Source organism: Skermanella stibiiresistens SB22 (genome assembly GCF_000576635.1).
Lineage (GTDB): Bacteria > Pseudomonadota > Alphaproteobacteria > Azospirillales > Azospirillaceae > Skermanella > Skermanella stibiiresistens.
Genome location: NZ_AVFL01000001.1, coordinates 187,937 through 210,361, shown reverse-complemented (window position 1 = coordinate 210,361; position 22,425 = coordinate 187,937). Strand labels below are relative to the sequence as shown.

Below are 22,425 nucleotides of genomic sequence, written 5' to 3'. Positions count from 1 at the left end.
GACGCCTATCCCCGCATGACGTATTGCGTTGGCCAAGTCTTCAGCGCGTCGAAGTGGCGCTTCCCCCAGTCGACCATCTCGGCCAGCCCATCCTCCCAGCCGATCTCCGGCTGCCAGCCGGTGTCCCGGCGAATTGCCGACGAATCGAGCCAGTAGCGGCTGTCCTGGCCAAGGCGATCCTCGGTCATGTCGCACAGCCGCTCGAAGGGGATGTCCAGCGCCTCGGCGGTCAGCTCGACCACCCGGCGGATCGAGGTCGGCTGTTCGGGGCCGCAGTTGTAGACGGTGCCCAACGGAGCCTTCTCGCACACCATGTGAATGGCGCGGGCCAGATCGCGCGCGTGGAGATAGGACTTCTCCGCGCGGCCACCGCCATGCAGCGGCAGCTTTTCGCCTTTCAGGCCGCAGACCACCGCCTTGGGAATGACCCGATGCAGAAGCTGCCCCGGGCAATAGGCGTTGGAGGGCCGGATGATGTTCATCGGCAGCTTCAGGAAACGATGCACCGAGATCAGGTAGAGATCGAACGCCGCCTTGGAGGCGGCGTAGGGGCTGGTCGGCTTGATCGGGTCGTCCTCGGTGGCGGGATGGTCGCACGATCCATAGAGTTCCGACGTGCCGATCTGGATGAAGCGTTCGACATAGTCGCGCTTCATCAGCTCCTCGGTGAAGCGCACGAGACCCATGCTGTTGGTCTCGAAGAAGCGCCAGGAATTCTTCCAGGAGACGGCCCCTTCGCCTTGGGCGGCGAAGTTGATGATGATCTCCGGACGCTCGCGGTCCAGTAGCTCGAACAGGAGATCGAGTTCATAGGTCACGTGCCGGGCATGGTATTCGTAGTTCGGCCGGTCCTCGATCCCGAGCGAGAAGGGAGCGGGCCGTAGGGGATTGCGTCCGACCCCGATGACCTTCCTGGGTTCCGCGTGGTCGAGAAGATAGAACGCGGTGTGGATACCGAACGAACCACCGCCACCCAGAACGACGTAAGTCTTGCCCATGCTTCCCCCGACAACGGTTCGCGCCGGATCGGCCCATCGAACCAGAAGAATTAGACTTAAGTATTAACCACTATGTTGAAACCGATATTAACCAATCGGTTCAGACCAAGCAAGTTCCGTCTCGTCCCGGTACCGCATCGACTCCTCAACGGGCCGAACCTCTTCCGATTTGAGGGAGCGGGCCAGGATCAAGGCGACGGCGGCGGGCAGCGTCGCGACCACGGCGTCGGGCCTCTCAGGGCACCCTTCGCGATAGCCCCGGTCGATGAGGATGGTGAAACAGCCGGCTTGCCGGCCGGCGGCGACATCGCTCCACCGGTCACCGACCATGTAGCTGATGGACAAGTCGATACCGTGGCGCGCGGCGGCGTCGCGCAGCAGGCCCGGTTTCGGCTTGCGGCAGGAACAGCCTTCGGTCTGGCCATGGGGGCAGACTAGGATGTCGTCCACCGGCGCGCGGCGGCGGAGCCGGTCGTTCATCGCCGCGACGATGGCCGGATCGACCAGCTTGTTGCCGATGTCGGGCTGGTTGGTGACGACGATGGTCGGGAAGCCGGCCCGCCGCAGCGTCGCCACGGCGGCGGCGGAGCCGGGCAGTAGCCGGAAGTCCTGGAGCCGCCGGGGAGCGAAAGCCTTGCCATCGCGCACCAGCGCGCGATTGAGCACGCCGTCGCGGTCCAGGAAAACGGCCGCCCCACCCGTCACAGGCAGGTCCCTGGTTCCGGCAGGGGGTTGAATTCGTGCTCCATGAGAAGAACAGACCCATCCCAACACTTCACGAGGATCCCACGATTCGACACATCCAGCACCCGGCCCGGCTCCAGGTTGGCCGGAGCTGGCGGACCAATCCCGGCGCGCCACACCTTGACCGGAGAGCCGCCGGCCTGGCAGTGGGCGCCGGGATAGGGATGGCTCAAAGCCCTGACGAGGTCGAAGATCGCCTTGGCGGACATGCGCCAGTCGATCTCGCCGTCCCGCGGGCCACGCTTCCGCCAGACGGTCGCGCGGCCGTGATCCTGGGGCACCGCCACGGTGGTACCGGCTCCAATCCCGGCCATGATGTCCCCGATCTGGACGAGGGCGGTTTCGGCCACGCGCGCGTAGAGTGTCCGCGCGGTGTCGTCGGGGTGGATGATGACCGGGCGCTGATCGAGGATCGGTCCGGTGTCGGCGCCTTCATCCATCAGAAAGAAGGTCGAGGCGGTTTCGGACAATCCCAGCGCCAAGGCCCAGATCAGGGGATGACGGCCGCGGTTGTTCGGCAGCGCCGCCGGATGATAGCCGATCACTCCCTTGGGCGGGATGTCGAGCACGGCCTTCGGCAGCAGCCGGGACCAGCCGACGCAGCAGATCACATCGGGAGAGAGATCGCGGAGGAAATCCGCCATCGCCGCCGAGTTCCCGTCATCCGCGAAGTGGATGGGGCAATCCGCCTCCATCGCCAGATCCGCCAGGGATCGGAAATCCGCGTTGAACGGGGAGGCCTCGCGGGTCACGACACCGACGGGTACCGCCACGCCCGACGTCAACAGGCGGCGCAGCAGGGCGTGGCTGAGCTCGACACATCCGATGAAGGCGAAGCGCGGACCCATGTTCACTCCAGCAGGGCCCAATCGATCGGCGCGCCCGCCGCCACGGCGACGGCCGTCCGGCGACCCAGCAGATAAGGCAGGACGGCGGGCGACAATCCCGTCCCGGGCCGCTTCGCGGTGATATCCGCCGCCGTGAGCAGGGTGCCGGCCGACAGGTCCCGCGTGGCCACCAGGCTCTTGCGCATGGTGGCGCGGGTTCCGGCCTCGCTCGGCCGCGATTTCTTCACGCCATCGCCCAGCGCCCGCTCCACCGTGCGGATGCCGGTGATCAGGTCGGCCAATTCGGCGGGTTCCAGCGAGGCGGGGTGATCCGGACCCGGCAGTGTCCGATCGAGCGTGAAATGCTTCTCGATCATCACGGCACCCAACGCCACAGCCGCCAGGGCCACCGCGACGCCCTCCGTATGGTCGGAATAACCGACCGGGAGGTAGAAGGCGGCCGTCATGGCCGCCATGGCCCGCAGATTGGCCTCGACCGGATCGGCGGGGTAGTTGCTGAGACAGTGTAGCAGGATGACATCGGTACAGCCGGCCGCCGCGATGTGGGACACCGCCACCGCGACCTCGGCCATGTCGGCCATGCCGGTGGAGAGGATGATCGGGCGCCGCTTGGCCGCGACGTGAGCCAGGAAAGGCAGATTGGTCAACTCGCCCGACGGGATCTTGAAACCGGCGACATCGAGACCGTCGAGCAGATCGGCGGCCCGCTCGTCGAACGGGGAGGACAGGAAGAGGATACCGCGCTCCGCGCAGTGGCGTTGCAGCCGCACATGCGCTTCGGCGTCCAGTTGCAGCCGGCGGAGCATCTCGTGCTGGCTTTCCACCGTCCCGGTGGTGACCTTTTGGTAAGCCGCTTTCGGCGCGTCGACGGTCGCCAGGCGATCGGCGTCGAAGGTCTGGAATTTGACCGCGTCGGCGCCGGCTTCGACCGCGGCGTCGATCAGCCGAAGCGCCATGTCGAGATCGCCGTTATGGTTGACGCCGGCTTCGGCGATCACGAAGCAGGGCATGCCCGAGCCGATCCGGCGGCCCGCGAGTTCGACGGTCGTCATGTCATGTCGTCCATTGCCTGCGTCGTTCCTCGAGGGTCGCCGCTCGGAAACAGGTCCGAACCCTGGAGATCATGGAAGCGTTTTTCGATCAACCCACGGCCGAGCGGGGCATCACGCAGCACCCGGACGATCCGTCCCGCGGCATGGCCGTCGCCATAGGGATTTTCCAGGCCGGCGAGGCTGGTCCGGAAACCGGGCTCCAGCGCTTGGGCGATGCCCGCGGCGATCTCCCCGCTCGTCACGGCGACATCGATGACGTTGCGGGCGCGCACCCGGCCGCGCTGACGCGTGCCGATATTGACGACCGGCAGGCCGAAGCTGGGCGCCTCGATGATGCCGCTGGAGGAATTGCCCACCATGGCGGCCGCGTGGGTCATCATGGAGAAGTAATCCTGGCTTCCCAGGTCGCGCACCGCCATCGCCTCGGGGTGTTCGGCGACATACCGTTCGATGGCGCCCATCACGGTTCGACCAGAGGTATCGGCGTTCGGGAACGTGAACAGCGTCGGATGCCGCAAGCGATCGAGAGCGGTCAGCAACTCGCCGATCTGACGCGCGGTGTCACCATATTCGAGCGTGACGGGGTGGAAGGTGACCAGCAGGGGTCGTGGCTGGAGGGCGATGCCAAGACGGGCCGCCAACTCGATGGCGTTGGTCGGCTGATGGCCGCGGATCGTGTCCAGACCGGGCGCGCCGGTCACGAACACCCGGTCGGGCCGCTCGCCCATCTGGACGACGCGGTTCCGGTATGTTCGCGTGCTGACCAGATGCAGATGGCTCAGCTTGGTCAGGGAATGGCGGATCGGATCGTCGATCAGGCCCTCGGTCAATTCGCCACCATGGATGTGGGCGATCGGCAGGGCGAACGGCAAGGCGGCGATGGCGGCCGAGAACATTTCGTAGCGATCGCCCAACAGGAGCAGAATATCGGGCCGTTCACGGCCGAAGCATTGGGAAAAGCCGGCCACCCCGAGCGAGATCGATTTCGCGATGGCTTCCGGCGTGTCGGAGGCGAGCAGCGTCTCCACCCGTTCCGTGATGGGAAAGCCGTCGGCGTGGATTCGCTCCACGGTGTCCCCGAAAGTTGCCGACAGGTGCATCCCGCACACCATCAAGCGCAAATCCAGATCCGGTTCCGCCTGGATGGCTTTCAGGACCGGCCGGTAGATGCCGTAATCGGCCCTGGAGCCGGTGACAACCGCGATCGATCGCCTCGCCATGGGAAGGCTCCTCACGCCGGAACGGCGGCCATGGACGGGATCAATCCCGGTCCGCTCGGAAGATTGACCAAGCGCGTGGCCCGGTCGCGCGCGACCGGGAAGCCCGCTCCCGCGACCGGCGCCGCGGCGAACATCCGAAGTTCGGGCAGCGGCCGCCAGCAGGGGCGGGTTTGGATGCCCGAGGCGTTGGCCCGCTCCAGAAAGTCCCGAGCCAGCGCCTGGGTATCGAACAGGACGCCGTTGAGCCAGTAATTGCTCCTCGCGTGGTCCGGTTCGCGCAGGAAGGCGGCGCCCCTGACATCGGCCAATACCTCCTCGTAGAGGGTGGCGAGATGGCGTTTGCGGGCGACGAACCCGTCGAGCGATTCCAATTGCGCGCAACCAAGCGCCGCGTTGAGATTTGGCATCCGATAATTATAGCCGACCTCGTCGTGGTCGTATTCCCAGCCATGGGGAATCCGCGCGGTGGTGCCGAGATGCTTCAATCGGCGCGCCAAGTCCGCGTCATCGGTCAGCAGGGCGCCGCCGCCGCCGGTCGTCAGGGTCTTGTTGCCATTGAAGCTGAGCATCGCCACGTCGCCCAGCGAGCCGCAAGGGCGCCCGCGATAGGAACTGCCGAGCGCCTCAGCCGCGTCTTCCACCACGGGTAAGCCATGTTCCGCGCCAATCGCCAGCAGCGCATCCATGTCGGCTGGATGGCCGAACACGTGGACCGCCACCATGGCAGCGACCCGGCGCCCACTGGCCCGGTGCCGCAACGTGGCGCCGTGACCTTGGCATTCCGTCTTGAGAAATGCCGAGACGGTGGCGCCATCGAGCGCCAGGGCCGTTTCGTCCACATCGCAGAAGACCGGTTCGGCACCACAATGGACGATGGCGTTTGCGGTGGCGACGAAGCTGATGGCCGGGCAAACGACGAGATCGCCCGCCCTCACACCGAGCGCGTGGAGAGCCAGGTGCAGCCCGACGGTGCCATTCGCGGTCGCCACCGCGAAGCTCGCGCCGCATCGGGCGGCGAGTTCCCGCTCGAAGCGGTCGACATAGGAACCCACCGACGAAACCCAACCGGTATCGATGCAATCCTTGACGTAGCGCCACTCGTTGCCTTGGAAACAGGGTTCATGGAGCGGGATCGAACCGCTCAGGCCAAGACGATCCCGGTAGAACGCGATCAAGGCCTCGGTCGGATCGGTTTCCCGACTCCCCATCCCACCGACGCCCACGGCAAGCGCTCCGCTCAAGCCCATTGGGCACTGGCTTCCGCGAAGGCCGGCCCGACCCGCTTGCTCCTCGCCTGATCGTATTGTTCGGGAGTTCCGATGTCGATCCAGTCCTCGTGGATGGGGAAGCTGCCGACCCGCATCTCGTTCTCGAGCAGCATGTTCACGACATCCGGCATATCGATCCGAACGCCGCCGCCGATCAGGTCGAGCACCTGTGGCGACAGGATATAGGCTCCGGCATTCACGAACAGCGTGAATTCCGGCTTTTCCCTCAATGATAGGACACGGCCGTCGGCGATCTCCGCGACGCCATAGGGCATCACATAGGTTTCCCGTTTCGTGGCCATGGTGATGACGTTGTCTTCGACACCGTGAAACCGGCGCATCTCGCCCAGGGGCACGTCGGTCAGGAGATCGGCGTTGATGACCAGGAAGGGGGCCGATGGTTTCACTGGCAGCAGGCTGAGCGAACCGGCCGTTCCCAGCGGTTCCTTCTCGATGATGAAGTGGACCTTGTCCTGATAGCGCGGAACCGCCTGGATCGTGTCCATGATCATCTGACTTTTATAGCAAAGGGTCAGATAGATCTTCGTGAAGCCATCGCTCAACAGTCGGTCGAGCATGATGAACAGGATGGGTTCGCCGCCGATCCGCAGCAAAGGCTTGGGGGTATGCTCCGTCAGCGGACGCAGCCGGGCGCCGAGACCGCCCGCCATGACCACCGCGACGACCTCGCTCGGGCATACCAAATGATGCATGAATTCGCGGATGAACCGAATGTCGACCAAGTGCCCGTCGCCATCCACGATCGGGATCTGGAAGCATCTTGTCCGCTCGATCAACTCGATGATCTCGGCATTGGTCATGCCGACCCGCCCAACGACTGGGTTGGTGCTGATCATCTTCTCGATCGGATCGTTCAGGCTGAGCTTGTCCAGAATGGCGTAACGAATATCGTAGTCGGTCATCACACCGATGAATCGGCCGTCATCATCCACCGCCAGGAGGATCTTCTCCGCCGCTCTGGTCATGAGTTCGATCGCCTTGATCAAAGGCGTGTCGGTTCGAACGATCAGGGCTTCTAAACGGTGATTGGCCATCGCACCGGGAACAGTTTCGACCTACGACATTCGTGACGGGTGGACCTGTCCGCTGTCATGGCAGCTTGGCCGAACAGCCGATCCCGTCACCACGAGGCCCACAGTGTCACCGCCTGATGGTTTCGAATTAATTAAGAAAAGCTGGAGCCGGATTAGTCACAGGATCTCGCGGACGGTCATGAAGGCTTCGGCGGCGGCACAGCCGGCGGTGCCGCCGCGGAATGCCGCCAAGGCCCGGATCGTCGTCTCGCTGCGTGGGAACGGAAACTCCGCCATTTCGCTCTCGTAGAACCGCATCGCCGCGATCTTGCCATCGAGATGAGGCGTGATGTCGATGAACAGGTTGGGCTGGAAGGCCGGCATTCCGGGCGCGATCTGAAATTCGGTTTCCGAAGGCGTCTCATAGACCCGAACCCGGCGGACGGTGGGTTGGCGAAACCATTTGGCACACGCGGCACAGGCGTCGAACACGACGGCGTGGTCGCTGTGGATATCGCCCCGGAACGGTAGATAGAGGGTATCGGCGCCGATGGCGCGGACCACCTCTCCGATCCTTCCGACCAGTTCGGCGCGTGGAACCGTGTCGAGCCGGGCTGTCGGAAAGCCCAGGCCATGGACATCGTTGAAGCCGTAGTGGCTGGCGACCGCGTCGATTTCCCCTCGGCGCGCCGCCAAACGCTCGGCCGGCACTCCAGGTCCGGGCGTCATCTCCGTGACGATCAGCCAGTGGATGGAGTCACCTTCCGCGCGATGACGGAGCAGCGCGCCGCCACAGCCAAGGGTCTCGTCATCGGGATGGGGGGCGACCGCAAGGACGCGACTCATGGCGGACTCCAGGTTCTGATGGCCCATTTCAGGCGAGCCATGTTCATCGAAAGGGAATGGACGCCATCACACGGCGTAGGATCTGGCCCGGCCCGGCCGGCGTTCCGCCGCTGTCCGGAACCAGTCGACGGTCCGTTCGATCCCCAGGCGGAACCCGTCCGCACCGCCGTATCGCGGTCGCCAGCCGGTCAGCCGGATGGCCTTCGCGTTGTCCGCCCAAAGACGCTCGACCTCGCTTCCGGCGGGGCGGACGCGCTGTTCGTCCAGGATCACCTCGACCGGCTGGCCGACGACCTCGGCGATGATGTCGAGCGTGGCGCCGATTGAGACCTCGAAGTTGCTCCCGATATTGACGACCTCGCCGATGGCCCCTTCGGACCGCGCCACGGCGATGAAGCCTCGCGCCGTGTCCTCGACGAAATTGAAGTCGCGGGTTGGGGTCAGGGACCCCAGGCGTATCGAGGTCGCTCCGGCCAGCAGCTGGTTGATGATCGCGGGGATCACGGCGCGCGCCGACTGGCGGGGCCCATAGGTGTTGAACGGCCGGATCACCGATACGGGCGTGCCGAAGGACCGGTGATAGGATAGGGCGAGCTGATCCGCGCCGATCTTGCTGGCGGCATAGGGCGATTGCGCCGCCAGCGGATGCCGCTCGTCGATCGGCACGTATTGGGCCGTGCCATAGACCTCGCTGGTGGAGGTCTGGACGATCCGGGAAACCCCGGCGTCCCGAGCCGCCTGCAAGACGTTGAGCGTGCCCATCACATTGGTCTCGACATACTGCGCCGGCGCCACATACGAATAGGGAATGCCGATCAGCGCCGCCAGATGCATGACCGTGTCGCGGCCGCGGACCGCTTGGGCGACCGCCCACGGATCACGGATGTCACCCGCCACCACCTCGACGGAAGCCAGCAGGTCCGGCGCGATGTCGTCAAGCCAACCCCAGCCGCCGAGCGAGTTGTAATGCACCTGGGCTCGGACGTCCCACCCTTCGCGGACCAGCGTTTCGACCAGATGGGAACCGATGAAGCCCCCGGCTCCGGTCACGAGAACCTTTCCTGTCATCGTCGCCCCTCCCTTCGTCCGCGCCGGCCCCCGGTGACTTGCCAGTCCCCGAGGTCCGGCGCACCCCGGAAGCCGGCCTGGATTGGCAACGAATGTCAACACTCATCGCGCTCAAACCGCCGGGCAGGGACATCCATTCGAGGTGACTGGCCGATCACACCTACCCCATCTCGACTGATGGAAAAACCATACCCCGACAGGAATATCACGTGAACCTGGATCAAACAGGCGTGACGTCAGGGGTTGTTCATATTTTCTTAAGCATATGGTTCGAACATTTCATATTTTCCGCGATTGTACCGGAAAATGGAAGACCGTGACTTGGAAATCCGTGGCTGTGGCATTGGCCTCCCAGTGAACTTGGCAGTGAATCCGGCCGCGGCATCCGTCGCGAAACGGATCTTCAACTCGCGGATATCACGACGTGGCGGAAACGGGGACAGACAGCGTGACCGGAACTATTTACGTTATCGCCGAGATGGCATACTCGCACGACGGTTCGGTCGACTTGGCTGAACGGATCGTCCGCGATGCGGCTTCGGCCGGTGCCGACGCCATCAGCATCCATATCACCCACATGCCGGATTACATGGTGCGGGACTATGGCACCGGGGCCGGGCGCGTCTCGGCTGGCAAAGAGACCAGCCCCATCTACGACTATCTGTGCGACATCAGCCTGTCATTCGATCAATGGGAGCGGGTCGCCGCCGTCGCGCGCGAGGTCGGGCTCGATCTGGTCATCATGCCCAACGATGGCCCCAGCCTCGATTTCGCGGTGACCCTGTCCCCCGACGCGCTGGTCGTGCCACCGGCCTGCTTCGAGGAGCACGACTTCATTGACGCGGTCGGCCGCCAGGGGACGCCGATCTATCTGCGCGTCGGCGGCGCCACCCTGGGCGAGATCGAGTCGGTGATCGAGCGGCTTCGCGCGACCGGCGCCGGCGCCATCACCTTGCTCTACGGTCATCAGAACTATCCGACCAGCATCGCGGACACCAGCCTCCGCTTTCTCGAATGCCTGCGGAACAGCTTCGGCCTGCCGGTTGGCATCGCGGATCACGTCGACGCCGACGACGACTTCGCCCTCATGGCTCCGCTGCTCGCGATCCCGCTCGGCATCACCTGCATCGAGAAGCACATCACCCATGACCGCGCCAAGCGCGGCGAGGATTTCGAGTCGGCCCTGAACGGGGACGAACTCGCCCGGCTGGTCACGCTGGTGCGCAAGGCCGAGATGGCGCTCGGCGTGCCCCACGCGGCCGGCCTCGACGCCTCGTCGCGCAAATACCGAGGCAACGTCCGCAAACGCCTCGTGGCGGCCCGCGCCATCGCCGCTGGCGAGACCATCACCGCCGACGCGCTGATCGCCAAGCGATCCGACGCTGGGGTTTCCCCGGCTCACAAGGCGCTCTTCGTCGGCTCCACCGCCCGCACCGGCATCGCGGCCGATCAGGGCATGGCGTTCGACCTTATCGTCGGGGCGGCCCCATGAGGGTGGGGATCCTCCTGTCCGTGCGCGAGAAGGCGACCCGACTGCCCGGAAAGGTGCTGAAGCCGCTGGGAGACGGCAACGTCACCCAGTTCCTGCTGCGCCGGTTGAAGGAGTCCCGAAGGGCCGACGCGATCATCGTGGCGACGTCGACGGACCCGCGGGATCAGGTGCTGTGCGACATCGCCGCCGCCGAGGGTGTCGCCTGCTTCCGCGGCAGCCTGGACGACAAGCTGGTGCGCTACCGCGATGCCTGCCGGATGTTCGACCTGGATTTCGCCGTCGTCGTGGACGGCGACGATCCTTTTGTGTCGATCGACCACATCGACCGCCTGATCGCCCACGCGGAAGCGGCGCCCATCGATTTCGTGACGTTCGACGGACTGCCCTTGGGCGCCACCGGCTTCGGTCTCGCGGCGTCGGCGCTCGAACGCGTCTGCAAGGACCGTCCGGAGTCCAACACCGAAGTTTGGGGAAGCCTCTTCCTCGGTGATCCGGCCTTCGCCTGCGGCCGGATCACCGAGACGGATGACCGATACCACCGGCCCTGGTTGCGCATGACGCTCGATTACGAAGAGGACTACCGGTTGTTCAGGGCGGTCGTCGACGGCCTGTCGGCCCAGGGACTCGCTCCCACCTTTTCGAACATCATGGTTTTTCTCGCCGATCATCCGGAGATCGCCCAGATCAACCAAGGCGTGCAGCAAGCCTATGAGACCCATTTGCGGTCATCGGAAATCAGCGCGGAAATCGGCGCGGACGCGAGGATCGGAGCATGAGGTTTCTCATCGTCGGCCTTGGTTCCATGGGTAAGCGGCGGATCCGCTGCCTGAAGAGCCTTGGTTTCGAAACCATCGTCGGCTATGACCCGCGCGCCGACCGGCGGACCGAAGCGGCCGAGCGGTACGGGGTGGAGAAGATCGCGGACTGGGCCGCCGCCGCGGCGCTGCCAGTGGACGCCTGGATCATTTCGACGCCTCCCGACACCCATGTCGATTACGCCTTGCGGGCGACCGAACGCGGCATCGCCTTCTTCACCGAGGCGAACGTCACCGATCCGCGTTCTGGCGAATTGATCCGCCGCGTCGCGGAGGCCGGGACGGTCGGCGCCCCGTCCTGCACCATGCGCTACTTCAAGGGGCCCCTGCGGATCAAGGAATTGGTCGCGGCCGGCGTGATCGGCCGGCCTTTGATCTTCACCTATCAATGCGGCCAGTATCTTCCGGATTGGCACCCCTGGGAGAGCTACAAGGACTTCTACGTGTCGAAGCGCGAGACCGGCGCCTGCCGGGAAATCGTGCCATTCGAGCTGGCGTGGCTGACCGACGTGTTCGGTGAGGTCGAGACCCTGTCCTGCCTCAAGGACAAAGTCGGCGACATCGACTGCGATATCGACGACGTCTATCAGATGCTGCTGCGCTTTCGGACGCGCGTGGTCGGGCATCTTCTGGTGGATGTCATCGCCCGGCCGGCAGTGCGCTGCTTCCGCCTCAATGGCACGGAGGGGACCATCGAGTGGGACCATACGCTCAACCGCCTGCGCGTGTTTCGGGCGTCCGAGAACGCATGGACCGACGAGGCGCTGACCGACGCCACGGTCGAGCGGGGTTATATCCACGCCGAGGAGCCCTATGTCGCGGAGATGGCCGACTTCGTGGCGGCGGTCCGCCGCGAGCGGCCGTGGCCCTTTCCGCTCACGGATGACGAACGCGTTCTCGACCTGCTGGTCCGCGCCGAAGCCAGCAGCCTTGACGGCCGGCATGTCTGACCGGGAGCGTCCGATGACCCAACCCACCGCGAACCCCGCCCACGCCGTGATCCCCGGTGGCGCCCACACCTATAGCAAGGGCGACGACCAGTTCCCCGCGACCGCGCCGCGCTTCCTGGAGCGGGGCGATGGTGCCCATGTGTGGGATGACCGGGACCGCCGATTCCTCGATTGGACCATGGGCTTGCGGACCATGACCCTGGGTTATCGCCACGCCGCCGTCATCGAAGCCGCCGTGGAGCAGATCTGGAAGGGCTCCAATTTCGGTCGTCCGTCGCGGATCGAGATGGAGACGGCCGAGGATCTGCTGGCCCTGTTGCCCAGCGCCGACATGGTCAAGTTCGGCAAGAACGGATCCAACGTCACCACGGCCGCGGTGAAACTGGCCCGCGCCCACACCGGACGCGACCTGGTGGCGATCTGCCTGGATCATCCATTCTTCTCGTTCGACGACTGGTTCATCGGCGCCACGCCCTGCCACAGCGGCGTGCCCCAGGCGATCCGGGATCTCACCGTCGGCTTCCGCTACAACGACCTGGACAGCGTGCGTCGTCTGTTCACGGAACATCCGGGTCGGATCTCCGCCGTGATCATGGAGGCCGCCACGAGCGAGCCGCCACGGGACGGCTTCCTGCACGCGGTCCGTTCGCTCTGCCGAGACAACGGGGCCCTGTTCATCCTGGACGAGATGATCACCGGGTTCCGCTGGCATCGGGGCGGGGCCCAGGCGTTCTACGATCTGGACCCCGATCTCAGCACCTTCGGCAAGGGCATGGGCAACGGGTTCGCGGTTTCCGCCCTCGTCGGCAAGCGCGAGATCATGGAGCTTGGCGGCATCGGCCACAAGCGGCGGCGCGTCTTCCTGATGTCCACGACGCATGGCGCGGAAAACCACGCGCTGGCCGCCGCGCGCGCCGTGATGCGCGTCTATGGGGAACAGGATGTGATCGGGCACATGTGGCGCGTGGGCGCCGCCTTGATCGAAGGACTCAACGAGGCCGCGCGGAACTCCCGTGTCTCCGATCATTTCACCGCCTTCGGCTATGCCTGCGGTCCCCAATTCGCCTGTCGCGACCGCGATGGCGCGATCTCGGCGCCGATGCGCACCCTGTTCCTCCAGGAGATGGCGCGCCATGGCGTGATCATGAACTACGTGGCACCCAGCCTGGCCCATGGCCCGGCGGAGGTGGACGTGACCTTGGAGGCGGCGCGCCGGGCACTCGGCGTCTACGCCCGGGCATTGGAGGGCGATGTCGGAAGCCTGCTGGAGGGACCGCCGCTCAAACCGGTTTTCCGCGAGTACAATTGATGGCGGAAACCTCGACCACGCGGGACGAGGCGATACGCGATCTCCGCGGACTCTTGGCCCGACTGCAGGACGCGCCGCACGACTCCACGCTGTGGGCGGCTCTGCCGTCGATGCTTTCAGGATACCCTGAACTGGCATGCCATCTTGGCACCAAAGCCTTTGAACTCGGTCGCTTGACCGATGCGGAGTTGTTGTATCAGAGGTCGCTCACCGAGGCGCCAGACTTCCTGGAAGCGCACCTCAAGTTGATCGACCTGCTGGAAGCGGGCAACCGTCTGAGCGAAGCCGAGACAGCCTGTGGCGCGATGGTGCGGGCGGTCCCTGTCGTTCCATCCATGCTGCTGCGGCTCGCGCGAGCGCAGACTTCGGTGATGCGGTACGACCGGGCCATCGAGACTCTGGATGCCCTTCTCGAACTGGATCCACTCAATCCCGAAGCCTGGCTGCTGATGGGCGAAGTCGCGGCCAATTCATATGATCGCATCGATCTGGCAGTGTCGGCTCACGATCGCGCGGTCGAACTGGCGGGTTCCGATATCGAGGTTCTGCTGAAAGCGGCGCGGTATTTCCGATACAACCGTGACTTCGAGAGAGCGGCGGGGCTGTTCCGGCGCATGGTGGAACTGGATGGAAGAGTTACGTTCAGGCCGGATTTCTGTCGGGATTACGCCGAGTGCCTACGCGAGACCGGACATGCGGACGAGGCGCTCCGGATTGCCGCGCTGGGATTGGAGATATACGGGAAGATGAAGCGGGAAGCCCCCCATGAAACCTGGGAATGGCTTTCCGTATTGCAGGCCGACATCCTGCTCCAGGCGGGAGTCCGCGACAAGGCGGCCGAAGTGCTGCGAAGCATTCCGATGCTTCGCCCCACCAGTGGATCACCATATGGCAGGAGCGACTATTTACCCGATACCGGCGCCCGTTTGGAGCGCTTCAGGCGGATCGTTGAAAACCGTGACGTGGTGGTCGCGCTTCAGGGCCCGTCTCTCGCGATGCTGGAGGAGCGCATCGATGAATTGGCCGACTTGGACATCCGCTATGCCACGGTCAGCATATTTCCGCCGGTGGAGGATCGTGTCCTAGCCCGGATAGGACGACAGGTGGACATCCTGTCGATCTTGAATATGGCCGTCACCCGTAGCTGGTATGATGAACTGACGGCATTTCTCACGAGGACAACACCCAATCTCCTTATCACTCAACCTTATGCGCTCGGCACACTCACCGAGCATGGAACCACGCAGGCGGAGTTCCTCGCCCGCTACGACGAGCGGCTGCTTTACGCACCGGCGAACGCTGGACCAGGCTTTCCAAGCCGTCCCCTGCATGTTCATGCGAGCAATACTCTCTCAGGCTTTCTGCCCGCCCTGGTCATGGGGCGCCCCCGCCGCATTTTCATTTTCGGCGCGGATGGTGGTGGAAGCCCGGAGGTCTCGCGGCGCCCCTATTTCTTCTATGCCGATATAAATACGGATGAGACGGAGGTGGCAGAGGACTTCCTGACCCGACCTGACATGATCGACTACCGCGGCCGGCCCGATCGATTGAATGAGGTGAACCGTCGACTGATGGTCGATGCAATCAATTGTGATAAGTTCCTTGATTTATCCTTGATGACCTTGCGTGAATCTTTGGGCGTGCCAACTCCGCCGATTTACAATGTCTGCCCGCATAGTGTCTATGGTCTATTTCCGCGAATCAACGTGGACGAGGCTATCGCCATGCTCACGTCTGGTCCGAATGGCTCATAGGAACGCCTGGAAGGCATGCGCAATCTTCATCCAAAACCGCCGGTAGCCCAGGCGGGTGCGGAGTATCTGCGGGGATGCCCCGTATCGGGCAAGTCGAGTAGGACGAGGGAATGAACACGGCCATCAAGTTCAATGACATCCATTGCCAGAAGAACCGGAGATCGATGATCAAGGTAATGGAGAAGACAACCAGTACGGCATAGATGGGATCGCGATGCCCTAACCTCTGGAAGACAGACTCTGTCTTGGGCATCGAGATTTTCAGAGGTCGGAATTCTCCGGCTGTCGAGCCGGGCATGGGAAATGGAACCAACGAAAAGCTGAGGACGCCAATGACGAAGCAGCAGGACACCAGGGCTTGGATGGCAGCCGCGACGAACGAAAAGATCCTCGACTACCATCGTCGACAGTTCAAGCAGCCTTACCGCAGCACCGTCGGATTCTGCGACTGGCTGGAAGCCGAGGGCTTGCTTGGTGCGGAGAGCGCCCAAAACGTGCTCGACATTGGGTGCGGGATGGGTGCGAACTCTTATTATCTGGCAAACCGCTTCTCCTCCCCAACAGTCGGGATCGATATCAACCCAGATTTGATTTCTCTCGGCAACAGCATGATGGACGAACAAGATGAGTCGCGCTGTAGCCTGGAAATCGGTGACATCTACAAATTACCGAATTCCTTCGTCAATCGCTTCGATGGCCTGATCAGCTTTCAAGTGGTGTCGTGGTTGCCATCGTTTGAGGAGCCCGTAGCCGCGATGGCGCGGCTTTGCCCGTCATGGATCGCGATGAGTTCTCTTTTCTTCGAGGGGGAGGTTGCGGCTACTGTCCAGATCCAGGACTACACTTCCCCTGTCGAGGGTAAAGACCATTCGGCTTCGTATTACAATGTTTATTCTCTAACGCGCTCGCGACGCTTCCTGGCGGAGTTGGGATACGGGGACTTCCGGTTCCAGCGGTTCGAAATCGATATCGATCTCGACAAACCAAAGGATGGGGGCATGGGAACCTACACCGAGCGCTTGGTCAACGGGCAGCGCCTGCAGGTTTCCGGACCGGTGCTGATGAGTTGGTACTTCGTCGCGGCACGGCGTGACATTGTGTAGCCTAGATGCCTCGAGAGCGGAGTGCGTCCCAAACATTGGCTGCGAATAATGCGACAGGGGCCAAGTTCGAACTTTTGGGTCAAGCATGTGGTTGAATAACGACACATCCGCCTCACGCTTGTCCCGCCGGCTCTTCATTACACGCTTTTCAACCGTGCGCTCGCCTGATCCGCTTGATGTCATCTCAGGATAGTCGACCCATGGACGGATCGATCAACAGTGACGCTGTCTGGCGCGGGCGTCTGCTGAAACAGGCCGTTCCCCATGGTTCACGGCATTTTGGCGCCGCATGCTGGTGCTCAAGTCCATGAGCACACATTTGCCAAATCAACTGGCGATCGTTTAGGCATATACCTTCGAATGATTTTCCCGATCAACTGGGTCATTCCAGACCGTGCAATTGCCACACAAGGAAAAATGCGATTTCTGACCTGCCAGATGTAAATCACGGCGCTCATTGGCCACCTTGCTCCGCCAAAGTTCGGCGATGCTGCTGGAACCGATGTTGCCAAGGGGGTATTTATTATTGTAGTCGACATTGCAGAGTGGCACATCGCCATTGGCGAAGATCACCATCAGGGACCATAGGGCGACGCAGGGCAATTCCGGCTGATAGCTCTTGGATACTGGCTGATAGCCGGCGAGTTGATCACCCCAATTGTGGACATTCAAATAGTATAAGCGGTCGATCTCCGTCATTTTCGGCGCCCAGAATTCCCTGTACTCCGGCCATTCGTCCTTGTTGGCTTCCTGGCGGATCATCCGCATCCAGATGCTGGTGGAAGGGCGAATACGGTTACGCAACTCGATGAAGCGCAATGCGTTCTCCATCACCTCATCGAAGTCCAGGCGAACACGGATCTTTTCGAAAATCCCTTTGTTCAAACTGTCGATGGACAGCACGATCTCATCGAGCCCAGCTTCGAGCAGCTCGCGCGAGCGCCGTTCGTCGAGGAGGGAAACATTGGTCGAGATCCCGACCTGCCGGATGCCGCCCTCTTTCAAAATCGCGATGCGCTTGGCCAGTTTTTTATCGAGCAGCGGCTCACCATCGCGAAACAGGCTGACCCGCTTGATTTGACCCGCGTGCCGGCTCAGTTCCCCGGCTATCTTGGCGAACAACTCATCCTTCATGACCGGTGAATCGCGCTGCCAATCCGCGATCGTGCACATGGGGCACCGGGCATTGCACGCGTTGACCGTTTCGATCTCAAAGTATCTTGGAAACTGGAGAATGTCGTCATACCGCTCGTTGGAGCTGATGCGTTTGACAAGATACTCCTTCCCAAGATCGGCGTTCACGCTTGGTCCTTTCAAGGATGATGAGTTCAAATTCCCGCCACGACTCAGGCATGGAGTGCATTTCAGTTATCGAATATCAATCCAGCCACCATTCAGATTTGCTGAAACTTCTTTACATATGGTTAACATATCTTTAAATTCGCCCCCGAGTGACCGGTAAAGCTTGTCTGGATTTAGAGAAGAATTCAGGGGTCGAGCTTCCGCGAACGCTATGTCACGCAAGCTGCAAGGGACGACATTCGCCTTGACAGGGTGATCACCCCGGATGGCGTCGAGAAAGATATCAAGCAAATCGAGCCGGCTCAAAGCACGTGGTCCGCAGACATTGAACAGGCCGGTTCGACCACTTTCAGCCAACGAAACCAGAGCTCTGACGACATCGTCCACGGAGACCGGTGAGAAGACCTGATCGTGCGCGCACCTGATGATATTGCCGGCATTGATAGCCTCGATCCATTCTCCGAACAGGCTGTGTGTCCCAGTGTCGGTCCCGACAACTTTTGAGAGGCGCGCGATTAGCCAGGGCTCTTGGCGCCCCTTGAGATAAGTCTCGATCTCGGCTTTCTGGGATCCGTAAACCAGTATGGGGTTTAGCGGAGAATCTTCCGTGTATCCGCCTTCGGTGCCGTCGAACACGGCGTCACTTGAAGCGTAGACTGGCGTGATGCCTTCCTCGATCAGGTCGTCGATCATCCGCTTCATGCCATCCACGTTGACTTGGCCAGTCGCGACGGGAGCACGGGCGCAAAGATCCATGGTCGTGATGCCGTGCAGCAGGAACGCATGGGTGAACTCATGGCCCTCGCGGAGGAGCGAGTCTCGGAGACGCATCGTCCCACCGTCAAATTGAACACCACCGCTTATCGGTCGATTGTTGTAAAGGGCTACGGCACGTTGGCCCAGGCGCGCGGCAAGGTGGCGGCCGACGAAGCCCGATGCTCCGGTGATCAGGTAAGTTGGAGACCGCATGACACCTCTCGATCCTTCTCCATCTGGCAGTCGACGACCTACCATTTCCATCCTCAAGGGCGATGGACGTTCCCGGACACGCGGAGAGTCGATCAACCTCGGCGCGGTGTCAGCGGTGCGGCGGGAACACCGGCGACCCGCAGACCATCAGGCACATCGCGCGTCACCACGGCGCCAGCGGCGATCAACGCGCCGGCACCAATCCGTCGGCCGGGTAGCACGGTGGCGCCCGCACCGACAAAGGCGCCCGCACCGACCCACACGGCGGCCGTGAGTGTGGCGTTTGGCCCGACATGGGCATGAGCGCCTACGAAGCAGTCATGATCAACCACGGCCCGGGTGTTGATCAGGGCGTAAGCCCCAACCGAAGCCCCAGGCTGTATCACCGCACCCGCCATGACTTGAACCCCCTCGCTCACCTGGACCCCCGCAGCCAGATAGGCCATCCGATGCACGACCCTGGCGAAGCGATAACCTTGGTCGGAGAACCTCTCGTGAAGGCGCCGCCGCCCATCGGTCGAGCAGGCGCCCCCCACTCCGATCGTCAGATATCCCGCCGTCGGCGCGAAACGATCCGCCAGACCCTCATCGGTACCGAGGTAAGGAAGGTCGGGGAAGTTGCGTGCCGCTGCGGCCGCATCGCGCTCGGTGACGCCAGCGATCACGAAGCCGGCGCTTTCAAGCGCGTCACGGACGACTTTGGCATGGCCTCCCGCCCCAACGATGACGACCGGTCCAGTCAGGTCACCAGAGGTAGACTGCATTTCCGACACATCGCCATCTGATGATACTCACCGGCTCCATGAAGCCGGCGAACGTTTCTGTAGTCCGGTCCATTCCAGATGTCGTGGAGGCGCTGACCGCGCCAATTGCCAACCACCACCTCGTCCTTGTCATCGACGCAGCAAATGGTGACATTGCCATTATACTTGAGGAACATACGCTGGAAAGGTTGAGCGCACCAGAAACCCGGGACTGGAGGGTACTCACTTTTATGGTCCTCGTCGCGCTCCGTGTAGAAGCCATAGCCGATCGCATCGACCAAGTGCTTCCACATGATCTTCAAGCCCTCGAATTGCTCGATCCATATGGGCTCCTTGTACATGACCATCGACAAACGGACTTGGACATGCGGGTAGCTATCATTGCGTAGACGCACGAACGAGTAAACGTTATCGATAACCCGGCCCAACGTGGTGCCGACGCGCCGGTCCTCGAACAGGTCGGGAGTCACCGCATCGAACGAAATGAACATGTTGTCCAATCCCGCATCGAGGAGTTGAGCCGCCCGGTCCTTGTTCAGCAGTGAAGCGTTGGAGTTCATCATGACATCGAGCACTCCCTTCCGCTTGGCGTAGGCGACCTGCCAAACAACGTCCTTGTGGGCGAGCGGTTCTCCCAGATAGTTGAGCTTGATGCTGTGGACACCATGCTCGACACCTTGATCGATGATCGAGGCGTACTCCTCGCGGGTCATCATGCCAAGTTCCGAGAATGTACCTTGGTCGACATGGATGGTCCGCGGGCACATTGGGCACCGCAAATTGCAGATATTAGTGGTTTCGATGTCCAGATGCAGAGGAAAGTCGAGTTCGACCTTGCCACGCGGCACCTCATCCCACTTCGTGCGATAGTCAAAATAGGCCGCCGGACGATGCCGCTTCCACTCGTCCCGATAGACTATTTCGCTGTAAGTCTCATTAGGATTAAAATCGTAAGCGGTGGTCGGGTCTTCCGTCCCATCACCCATCTGGTCCTGGTTGACCTTCGACTCGGTCACTATACCTTTCCCTTCCCAAAGGTTGTCGTGGGAATCATAGGACTGGACCTTTACGATTTGATTACCTTACGTCCGCCCATCCGGATCGAGAACAAGAAGGTTCGGTGTCGATCCCAATGGTCGATCGGCAACCTATAATTGTAGGATTCGGCATCACAATCACCCGGCTAAACGAAGCCTCGCATGGGATACGCCGAATTCACGTCATGAAGCCAGTTCGGCTGCCAGTGGTGTGGCGGCGCTCGCCAGCTCACGGATCCACCAAAGCTGGCGCTCGCTCATCGCTTCGACTCGCGCATCCCAAACAGGGAAGCCGCATCGGAGTGGGTTTCAGTGGGATGTTAAGCCCGGCAATGTCAGGAAAGTGGCGGACCCGATACGATTCGAACGTACGACCTCTGCCTTCGGAGGGCAGGATGCATGTTGATGTTCGCATGGTATTCGTTAAATTTTCACTCTCTGTTCGTTGATAGATGAAGTTCGGAATGGTTAAATTGCGTTCGTTGCGGGATGTTACGGGGATTGACGAGTGCTATCTTAGCGCCTTCACTGCACTCGACAGATAGTCTGGCGAGTGATGGCCGTAGACGCGCCTGATTGTCTCCTCGCTGGTCCCGGTCCAGCCGGCGACTTCCCACAGCGGCACTCCAGCGCCCAACAGATACGTGATGGCCGAATGCTTCAGCAGGTGGCTGAAAACGTTTCCAAGCCCGGCGACACGGCCGGCCGTCGCCAAAGCCTTTTTCGGATCGCGCACCGGACGACCTTCAAACTCGATCACGTATCGCATGGTCCTACGCCGCGCCAGCTTCAGAAAAGTCATCAGCCGACCTGGAATTGGGATCGCACTCCGGCGCTTATTGGTGCGCCGCGCGCTCCCTTGGAAGTCAATTATGCCTCGCTCCAAGTCTACCCACCCGCCTAAGGAGTTCGGCTGCCACTGGAGTTCCAAGATCGCATTCCGGCGTGCACCCGTGTAGAAAGCGATTAAGATATAGAGCGTCAGATGCGTGCGGCTGCGCGCGGATTTCCGAGCCGCCCAAAGAAGCCGAGCTATGTCCGATCGGGATAGATGTCTGTCACGTGGCACGCCCTTCTCCGGCAGCCAGACCGTCGGCGGGTTGATCAGATGACCTTCTTCATTGCAATACTTCAAGGCGGCACTAAGCATCACCAACTCGCGCCGCACAGTAGCATCCGAAAGGGTGCGGGCAGGTGGTGGGAGCCTGCCGCGCGCGGTTTGCTCGGTGACACGTTCGGCCTCACGCGCCGCAAATCGGTCGCGGCGGAATCGCATGTACTGGCGCACCGTCTCACCTTTGATGTCGCTGACCGCTAGCTCGGCCCAGAATGGCAGCAGCGCGTCGATTGCGTAGCCGATGCGGGCCGGGGCCGCCGTTTGCGGAGCATGCTCGCGGCCGTAAATGTCGAGCACATCAGCAACACTCATTTGGTCTGGACGGCGGGGGCCATTGGCTTGGTTGGCGGCTTTGGCAGCGTCGGCGCGTGCTTCGAGGAAGGCACGGAAGCACCCTTCAGCAACGCCGATGTCTGGCGTACCCGTGCTGCGCTCGCACTTTCTGCCGGCGTCTGACCAGACGATGTAGAAACGGTATTCGGTGAAGCCACGCTTGGCTTTGGCACCGAACCGGGTGTCTGGGCCGTAAAGTTCGAGACGTGGGCCCTTGTAGGCGCGGGGCATTTTGCTCGCTCCAGATAAGTAATGATATCAGCGCCAGTTACCAGCACGGTACGACCGATTTTGGATGCCCTGAGTCTGCCTGTGGCGATAGCCTGCCGCAAAGAGCGCGTTTTGATGCTGGAGTGAATCAAAGGCGCTGCTTCGGCTAGGCTGTAGATCCGATCCGGATCA

20 protein-coding genes are annotated in these 22,425 nt (G+C 62.3%); 6 read left to right on the top strand and 14 right to left on the bottom strand.

The window, feature by feature from the left end:
- Window positions 1–5 precede the first annotated feature (5 nt).
- The 9 genes from N825_RS00985 to N825_RS00945 all read right to left on the bottom strand — a co-directional run bounded on the left by N825_RS00985 (window position 6) and on the right by N825_RS00945 (window position 9,078).
- Window positions 6–998 (bottom strand): GDP-mannose 4,6-dehydratase, encoded by a 993-nt coding sequence (locus tag N825_RS00985; protein WP_037445970.1) that lies wholly within the window; start codon window positions 996–998, stop codon window positions 6–8.
- Between the two features lie 87 nt (window positions 999–1,085).
- Window positions 1,086–1,703, bottom strand: a complete 618-nt coding sequence (locus tag N825_RS00980) for a D-glycero-alpha-D-manno-heptose-1,7-bisphosphate 7-phosphatase (protein ID WP_063833578.1) — start codon at window positions 1,701–1,703, stop codon at window positions 1,086–1,088.
- On the bottom strand, window positions 1,700–2,590 hold the full coding sequence (locus N825_RS00975; protein ID WP_037445969.1) for a methionyl-tRNA formyltransferase: 891 nt from the start codon (window positions 2,588–2,590) through the stop codon (window positions 1,700–1,702). Before N825_RS00975 ends, N825_RS00980 begins: the two co-directional genes overlap by 4 nt.
- Window positions 2,591–2,592: 2 nt before the next feature.
- The gene (gene neuB, locus N825_RS00970) at window positions 2,593–3,642 is read right to left on the bottom strand and encodes an N-acetylneuraminate synthase (protein ID WP_037445968.1); all 1,050 of its coding nucleotides are present in this window, start codon (window positions 3,640–3,642) and stop codon (window positions 2,593–2,595) included.
- A complete protein-coding gene (neuC, locus tag N825_RS00965; RefSeq protein WP_063833575.1) occupies window positions 3,639–4,862 on the bottom strand; it encodes a UDP-N-acetylglucosamine 2-epimerase in 1,224 nt (407 codons plus the stop codon). The genes neuB and neuC overlap by 4 nt, the downstream gene beginning before the upstream one ends.
- Window positions 4,863–4,873: 11 nt before the next feature.
- Entirely contained in the window at window positions 4,874–6,070 is a 1,197-nt protein-coding gene (locus N825_RS00960) for a LegC family aminotransferase (protein WP_037446345.1), read from the bottom strand.
- A gap of 29 nt (window positions 6,071–6,099) precedes the next feature.
- Window positions 6,100–7,185 carry a sugar phosphate nucleotidyltransferase gene (locus N825_RS00955; protein WP_084164124.1) on the bottom strand — a complete coding sequence of 362 codons (1,086 nt, stop codon included), beginning with the start codon at window positions 7,183–7,185 and terminating at the stop codon, window positions 6,100–6,102.
- A gap of 156 nt (window positions 7,186–7,341) precedes the next feature.
- Window positions 7,342–8,010, bottom strand: coding sequence for a PIG-L deacetylase family protein (locus tag N825_RS00950; RefSeq protein WP_037446342.1), 669 nt, complete (start codon window positions 8,008–8,010; stop codon window positions 7,342–7,344).
- A 66-nt stretch (window positions 8,011–8,076) separates the two neighbouring features.
- Window positions 8,077–9,078, bottom strand: a complete 1,002-nt coding sequence (locus tag N825_RS00945; RefSeq protein ID WP_037445966.1) for an NAD-dependent 4,6-dehydratase LegB — start codon at window positions 9,076–9,078, stop codon at window positions 8,077–8,079.
- A gap of 448 nt (window positions 9,079–9,526) precedes the next feature.
- Here N825_RS00945 and N825_RS00940 point away from each other — a divergent pair, with 448 nt between their 5' ends.
- The 6 genes from N825_RS00940 (at window position 9,527) to N825_RS00915 (ending at window position 16,501) form a co-directional block, all read left to right on the top strand.
- Complete coding sequence (locus tag N825_RS00940; protein ID WP_157618922.1) at window positions 9,527–10,570, top strand: N-acetylneuraminate synthase family protein; 1,044 nt, start codon at window positions 9,527–9,529, stop codon at window positions 10,568–10,570.
- A complete protein-coding gene (locus tag N825_RS00935) occupies window positions 10,567–11,346 on the top strand; it encodes a cytidylyltransferase domain-containing protein (RefSeq protein WP_084164122.1) in 780 nt (259 codons plus the stop codon). The genes N825_RS00940 and N825_RS00935 overlap by 4 nt, the downstream gene beginning before the upstream one ends.
- Entirely contained in the window at window positions 11,343–12,335 is a 993-nt protein-coding gene (locus N825_RS00930) for a Gfo/Idh/MocA family protein (protein ID WP_037445962.1), read from the top strand. Before N825_RS00935 ends, N825_RS00930 begins: the two co-directional genes overlap by 4 nt.
- Window positions 12,336–12,348: 13 nt before the next feature.
- Window positions 12,349–13,644 carry a glutamate-1-semialdehyde 2,1-aminomutase gene (locus N825_RS00925; RefSeq protein ID WP_037445961.1) on the top strand — a complete coding sequence of 432 codons (1,296 nt, stop codon included), beginning with the start codon at window positions 12,349–12,351 and terminating at the stop codon, window positions 13,642–13,644.
- Complete coding sequence (locus tag N825_RS00920) at window positions 13,644–15,398, top strand: tetratricopeptide repeat protein (protein ID WP_037445960.1); 1,755 nt, start codon at window positions 13,644–13,646, stop codon at window positions 15,396–15,398. Before N825_RS00925 ends, N825_RS00920 begins: the two co-directional genes overlap by 1 nt.
- A gap of 332 nt (window positions 15,399–15,730) precedes the next feature.
- Complete coding sequence (locus N825_RS00915) at window positions 15,731–16,501, top strand: class I SAM-dependent methyltransferase (protein WP_037445958.1); 771 nt, start codon at window positions 15,731–15,733, stop codon at window positions 16,499–16,501.
- A gap of 342 nt (window positions 16,502–16,843) precedes the next feature.
- On the opposite strand, the gene N825_RS00910 is transcribed toward N825_RS00915, so the two are convergent.
- The 5 genes from N825_RS00910 to N825_RS00885 form a co-directional block, all read right to left on the bottom strand.
- Window positions 16,844–17,803, bottom strand: coding sequence for a radical SAM/SPASM domain-containing protein (locus N825_RS00910; protein WP_063833573.1), 960 nt, complete (start codon window positions 17,801–17,803; stop codon window positions 16,844–16,846).
- A 66-nt stretch (window positions 17,804–17,869) separates the two neighbouring features.
- A complete protein-coding gene (locus N825_RS00905) occupies window positions 17,870–18,772 on the bottom strand; it encodes an SDR family oxidoreductase (RefSeq protein ID WP_198038134.1) in 903 nt (300 codons plus the stop codon).
- Window positions 18,773–18,864: 92 nt separating this feature from the next.
- On the bottom strand, window positions 18,865–19,536 hold the full coding sequence (locus tag N825_RS00900; RefSeq protein ID WP_037445956.1) for a NeuD/PglB/VioB family sugar acetyltransferase: 672 nt from the start codon (window positions 19,534–19,536) through the stop codon (window positions 18,865–18,867).
- On the bottom strand, window positions 19,512–20,552 hold the full coding sequence (locus tag N825_RS37660) for a radical SAM/SPASM domain-containing protein (protein WP_084164117.1): 1,041 nt from the start codon (window positions 20,550–20,552) through the stop codon (window positions 19,512–19,514). Before N825_RS37660 ends, N825_RS00900 begins: the two co-directional genes overlap by 25 nt.
- 532 nt (window positions 20,553–21,084) lie before the next feature.
- Window positions 21,085–22,254, bottom strand: coding sequence for a tyrosine-type recombinase/integrase (locus N825_RS00885; protein ID WP_051511351.1), 1,170 nt, complete (start codon window positions 22,252–22,254; stop codon window positions 21,085–21,087).
- Between the last annotated feature and the right edge of the window lie 171 nt (window positions 22,255–22,425).

Excerpts from the sequence above, each read along its gene's own strand:
- N825_RS00960 (WP_037446345.1), bottom strand. The coding sequence starts at position 6,070 with ATGGGGAGTCGGGAAACCGATCCGACCGAGGCCTTGATCGCGTTCTAC.
- N825_RS00900 (WP_037445956.1), bottom strand. The coding sequence starts at position 19,536 with ATGCAGTCTACCTCTGGTGACCTGACTGGACCGGTCGTCATCGTTGGG.
- N825_RS00935 (WP_084164122.1), top strand. The coding sequence starts at position 10,567 with ATGAGGGTGGGGATCCTCCTGTCCGTGCGCGAGAAGGCGACCCGACTG.
- N825_RS00930 (WP_037445962.1), top strand. The coding sequence starts at position 11,343 with ATGAGGTTTCTCATCGTCGGCCTTGGTTCCATGGGTAAGCGGCGGATC.
- N825_RS00915 (WP_037445958.1), top strand. The coding sequence starts at position 15,731 with ATGACGAAGCAGCAGGACACCAGGGCTTGGATGGCAGCCGCGACGAAC.
- N825_RS00925 (WP_037445961.1), top strand. The coding sequence starts at position 12,349 with ATGACCCAACCCACCGCGAACCCCGCCCACGCCGTGATCCCCGGTGGC.
- N825_RS00885 (WP_051511351.1), bottom strand. The coding sequence starts at position 22,254 with ATGCCCCGCGCCTACAAGGGCCCACGTCTCGAACTTTACGGCCCAGAC.
- N825_RS00950 (WP_037446342.1), bottom strand. The coding sequence starts at position 8,010 with ATGAGTCGCGTCCTTGCGGTCGCCCCCCATCCCGATGACGAGACCCTT.
- N825_RS00955 (WP_084164124.1), bottom strand. The coding sequence starts at position 7,185 with ATGGCCAATCACCGTTTAGAAGCCCTGATCGTTCGAACCGACACGCCT.
- N825_RS00975 (WP_037445969.1), bottom strand. The coding sequence starts at position 2,590 with ATGGGTCCGCGCTTCGCCTTCATCGGATGTGTCGAGCTCAGCCACGCC.
- neuC (WP_063833575.1), bottom strand. The coding sequence starts at position 4,862 with ATGGCGAGGCGATCGATCGCGGTTGTCACCGGCTCCAGGGCCGATTAC.
- N825_RS00945 (WP_037445966.1), bottom strand. The coding sequence starts at position 9,078 with ATGACAGGAAAGGTTCTCGTGACCGGAGCCGGGGGCTTCATCGGTTCC.
- neuB (WP_037445968.1), bottom strand. The coding sequence starts at position 3,642 with ATGACGACCGTCGAACTCGCGGGCCGCCGGATCGGCTCGGGCATGCCC.
- N825_RS00920 (WP_037445960.1), top strand. The coding sequence starts at position 13,644 with ATGGCGGAAACCTCGACCACGCGGGACGAGGCGATACGCGATCTCCGC.
- N825_RS00905 (WP_198038134.1), bottom strand. The coding sequence starts at position 18,772 with ATGCGGTCTCCAACTTACCTGATCACCGGAGCATCGGGCTTCGTCGGC.
- N825_RS00985 (WP_037445970.1), bottom strand. The coding sequence starts at position 998 with ATGGGCAAGACTTACGTCGTTCTGGGTGGCGGTGGTTCGTTCGGTATC.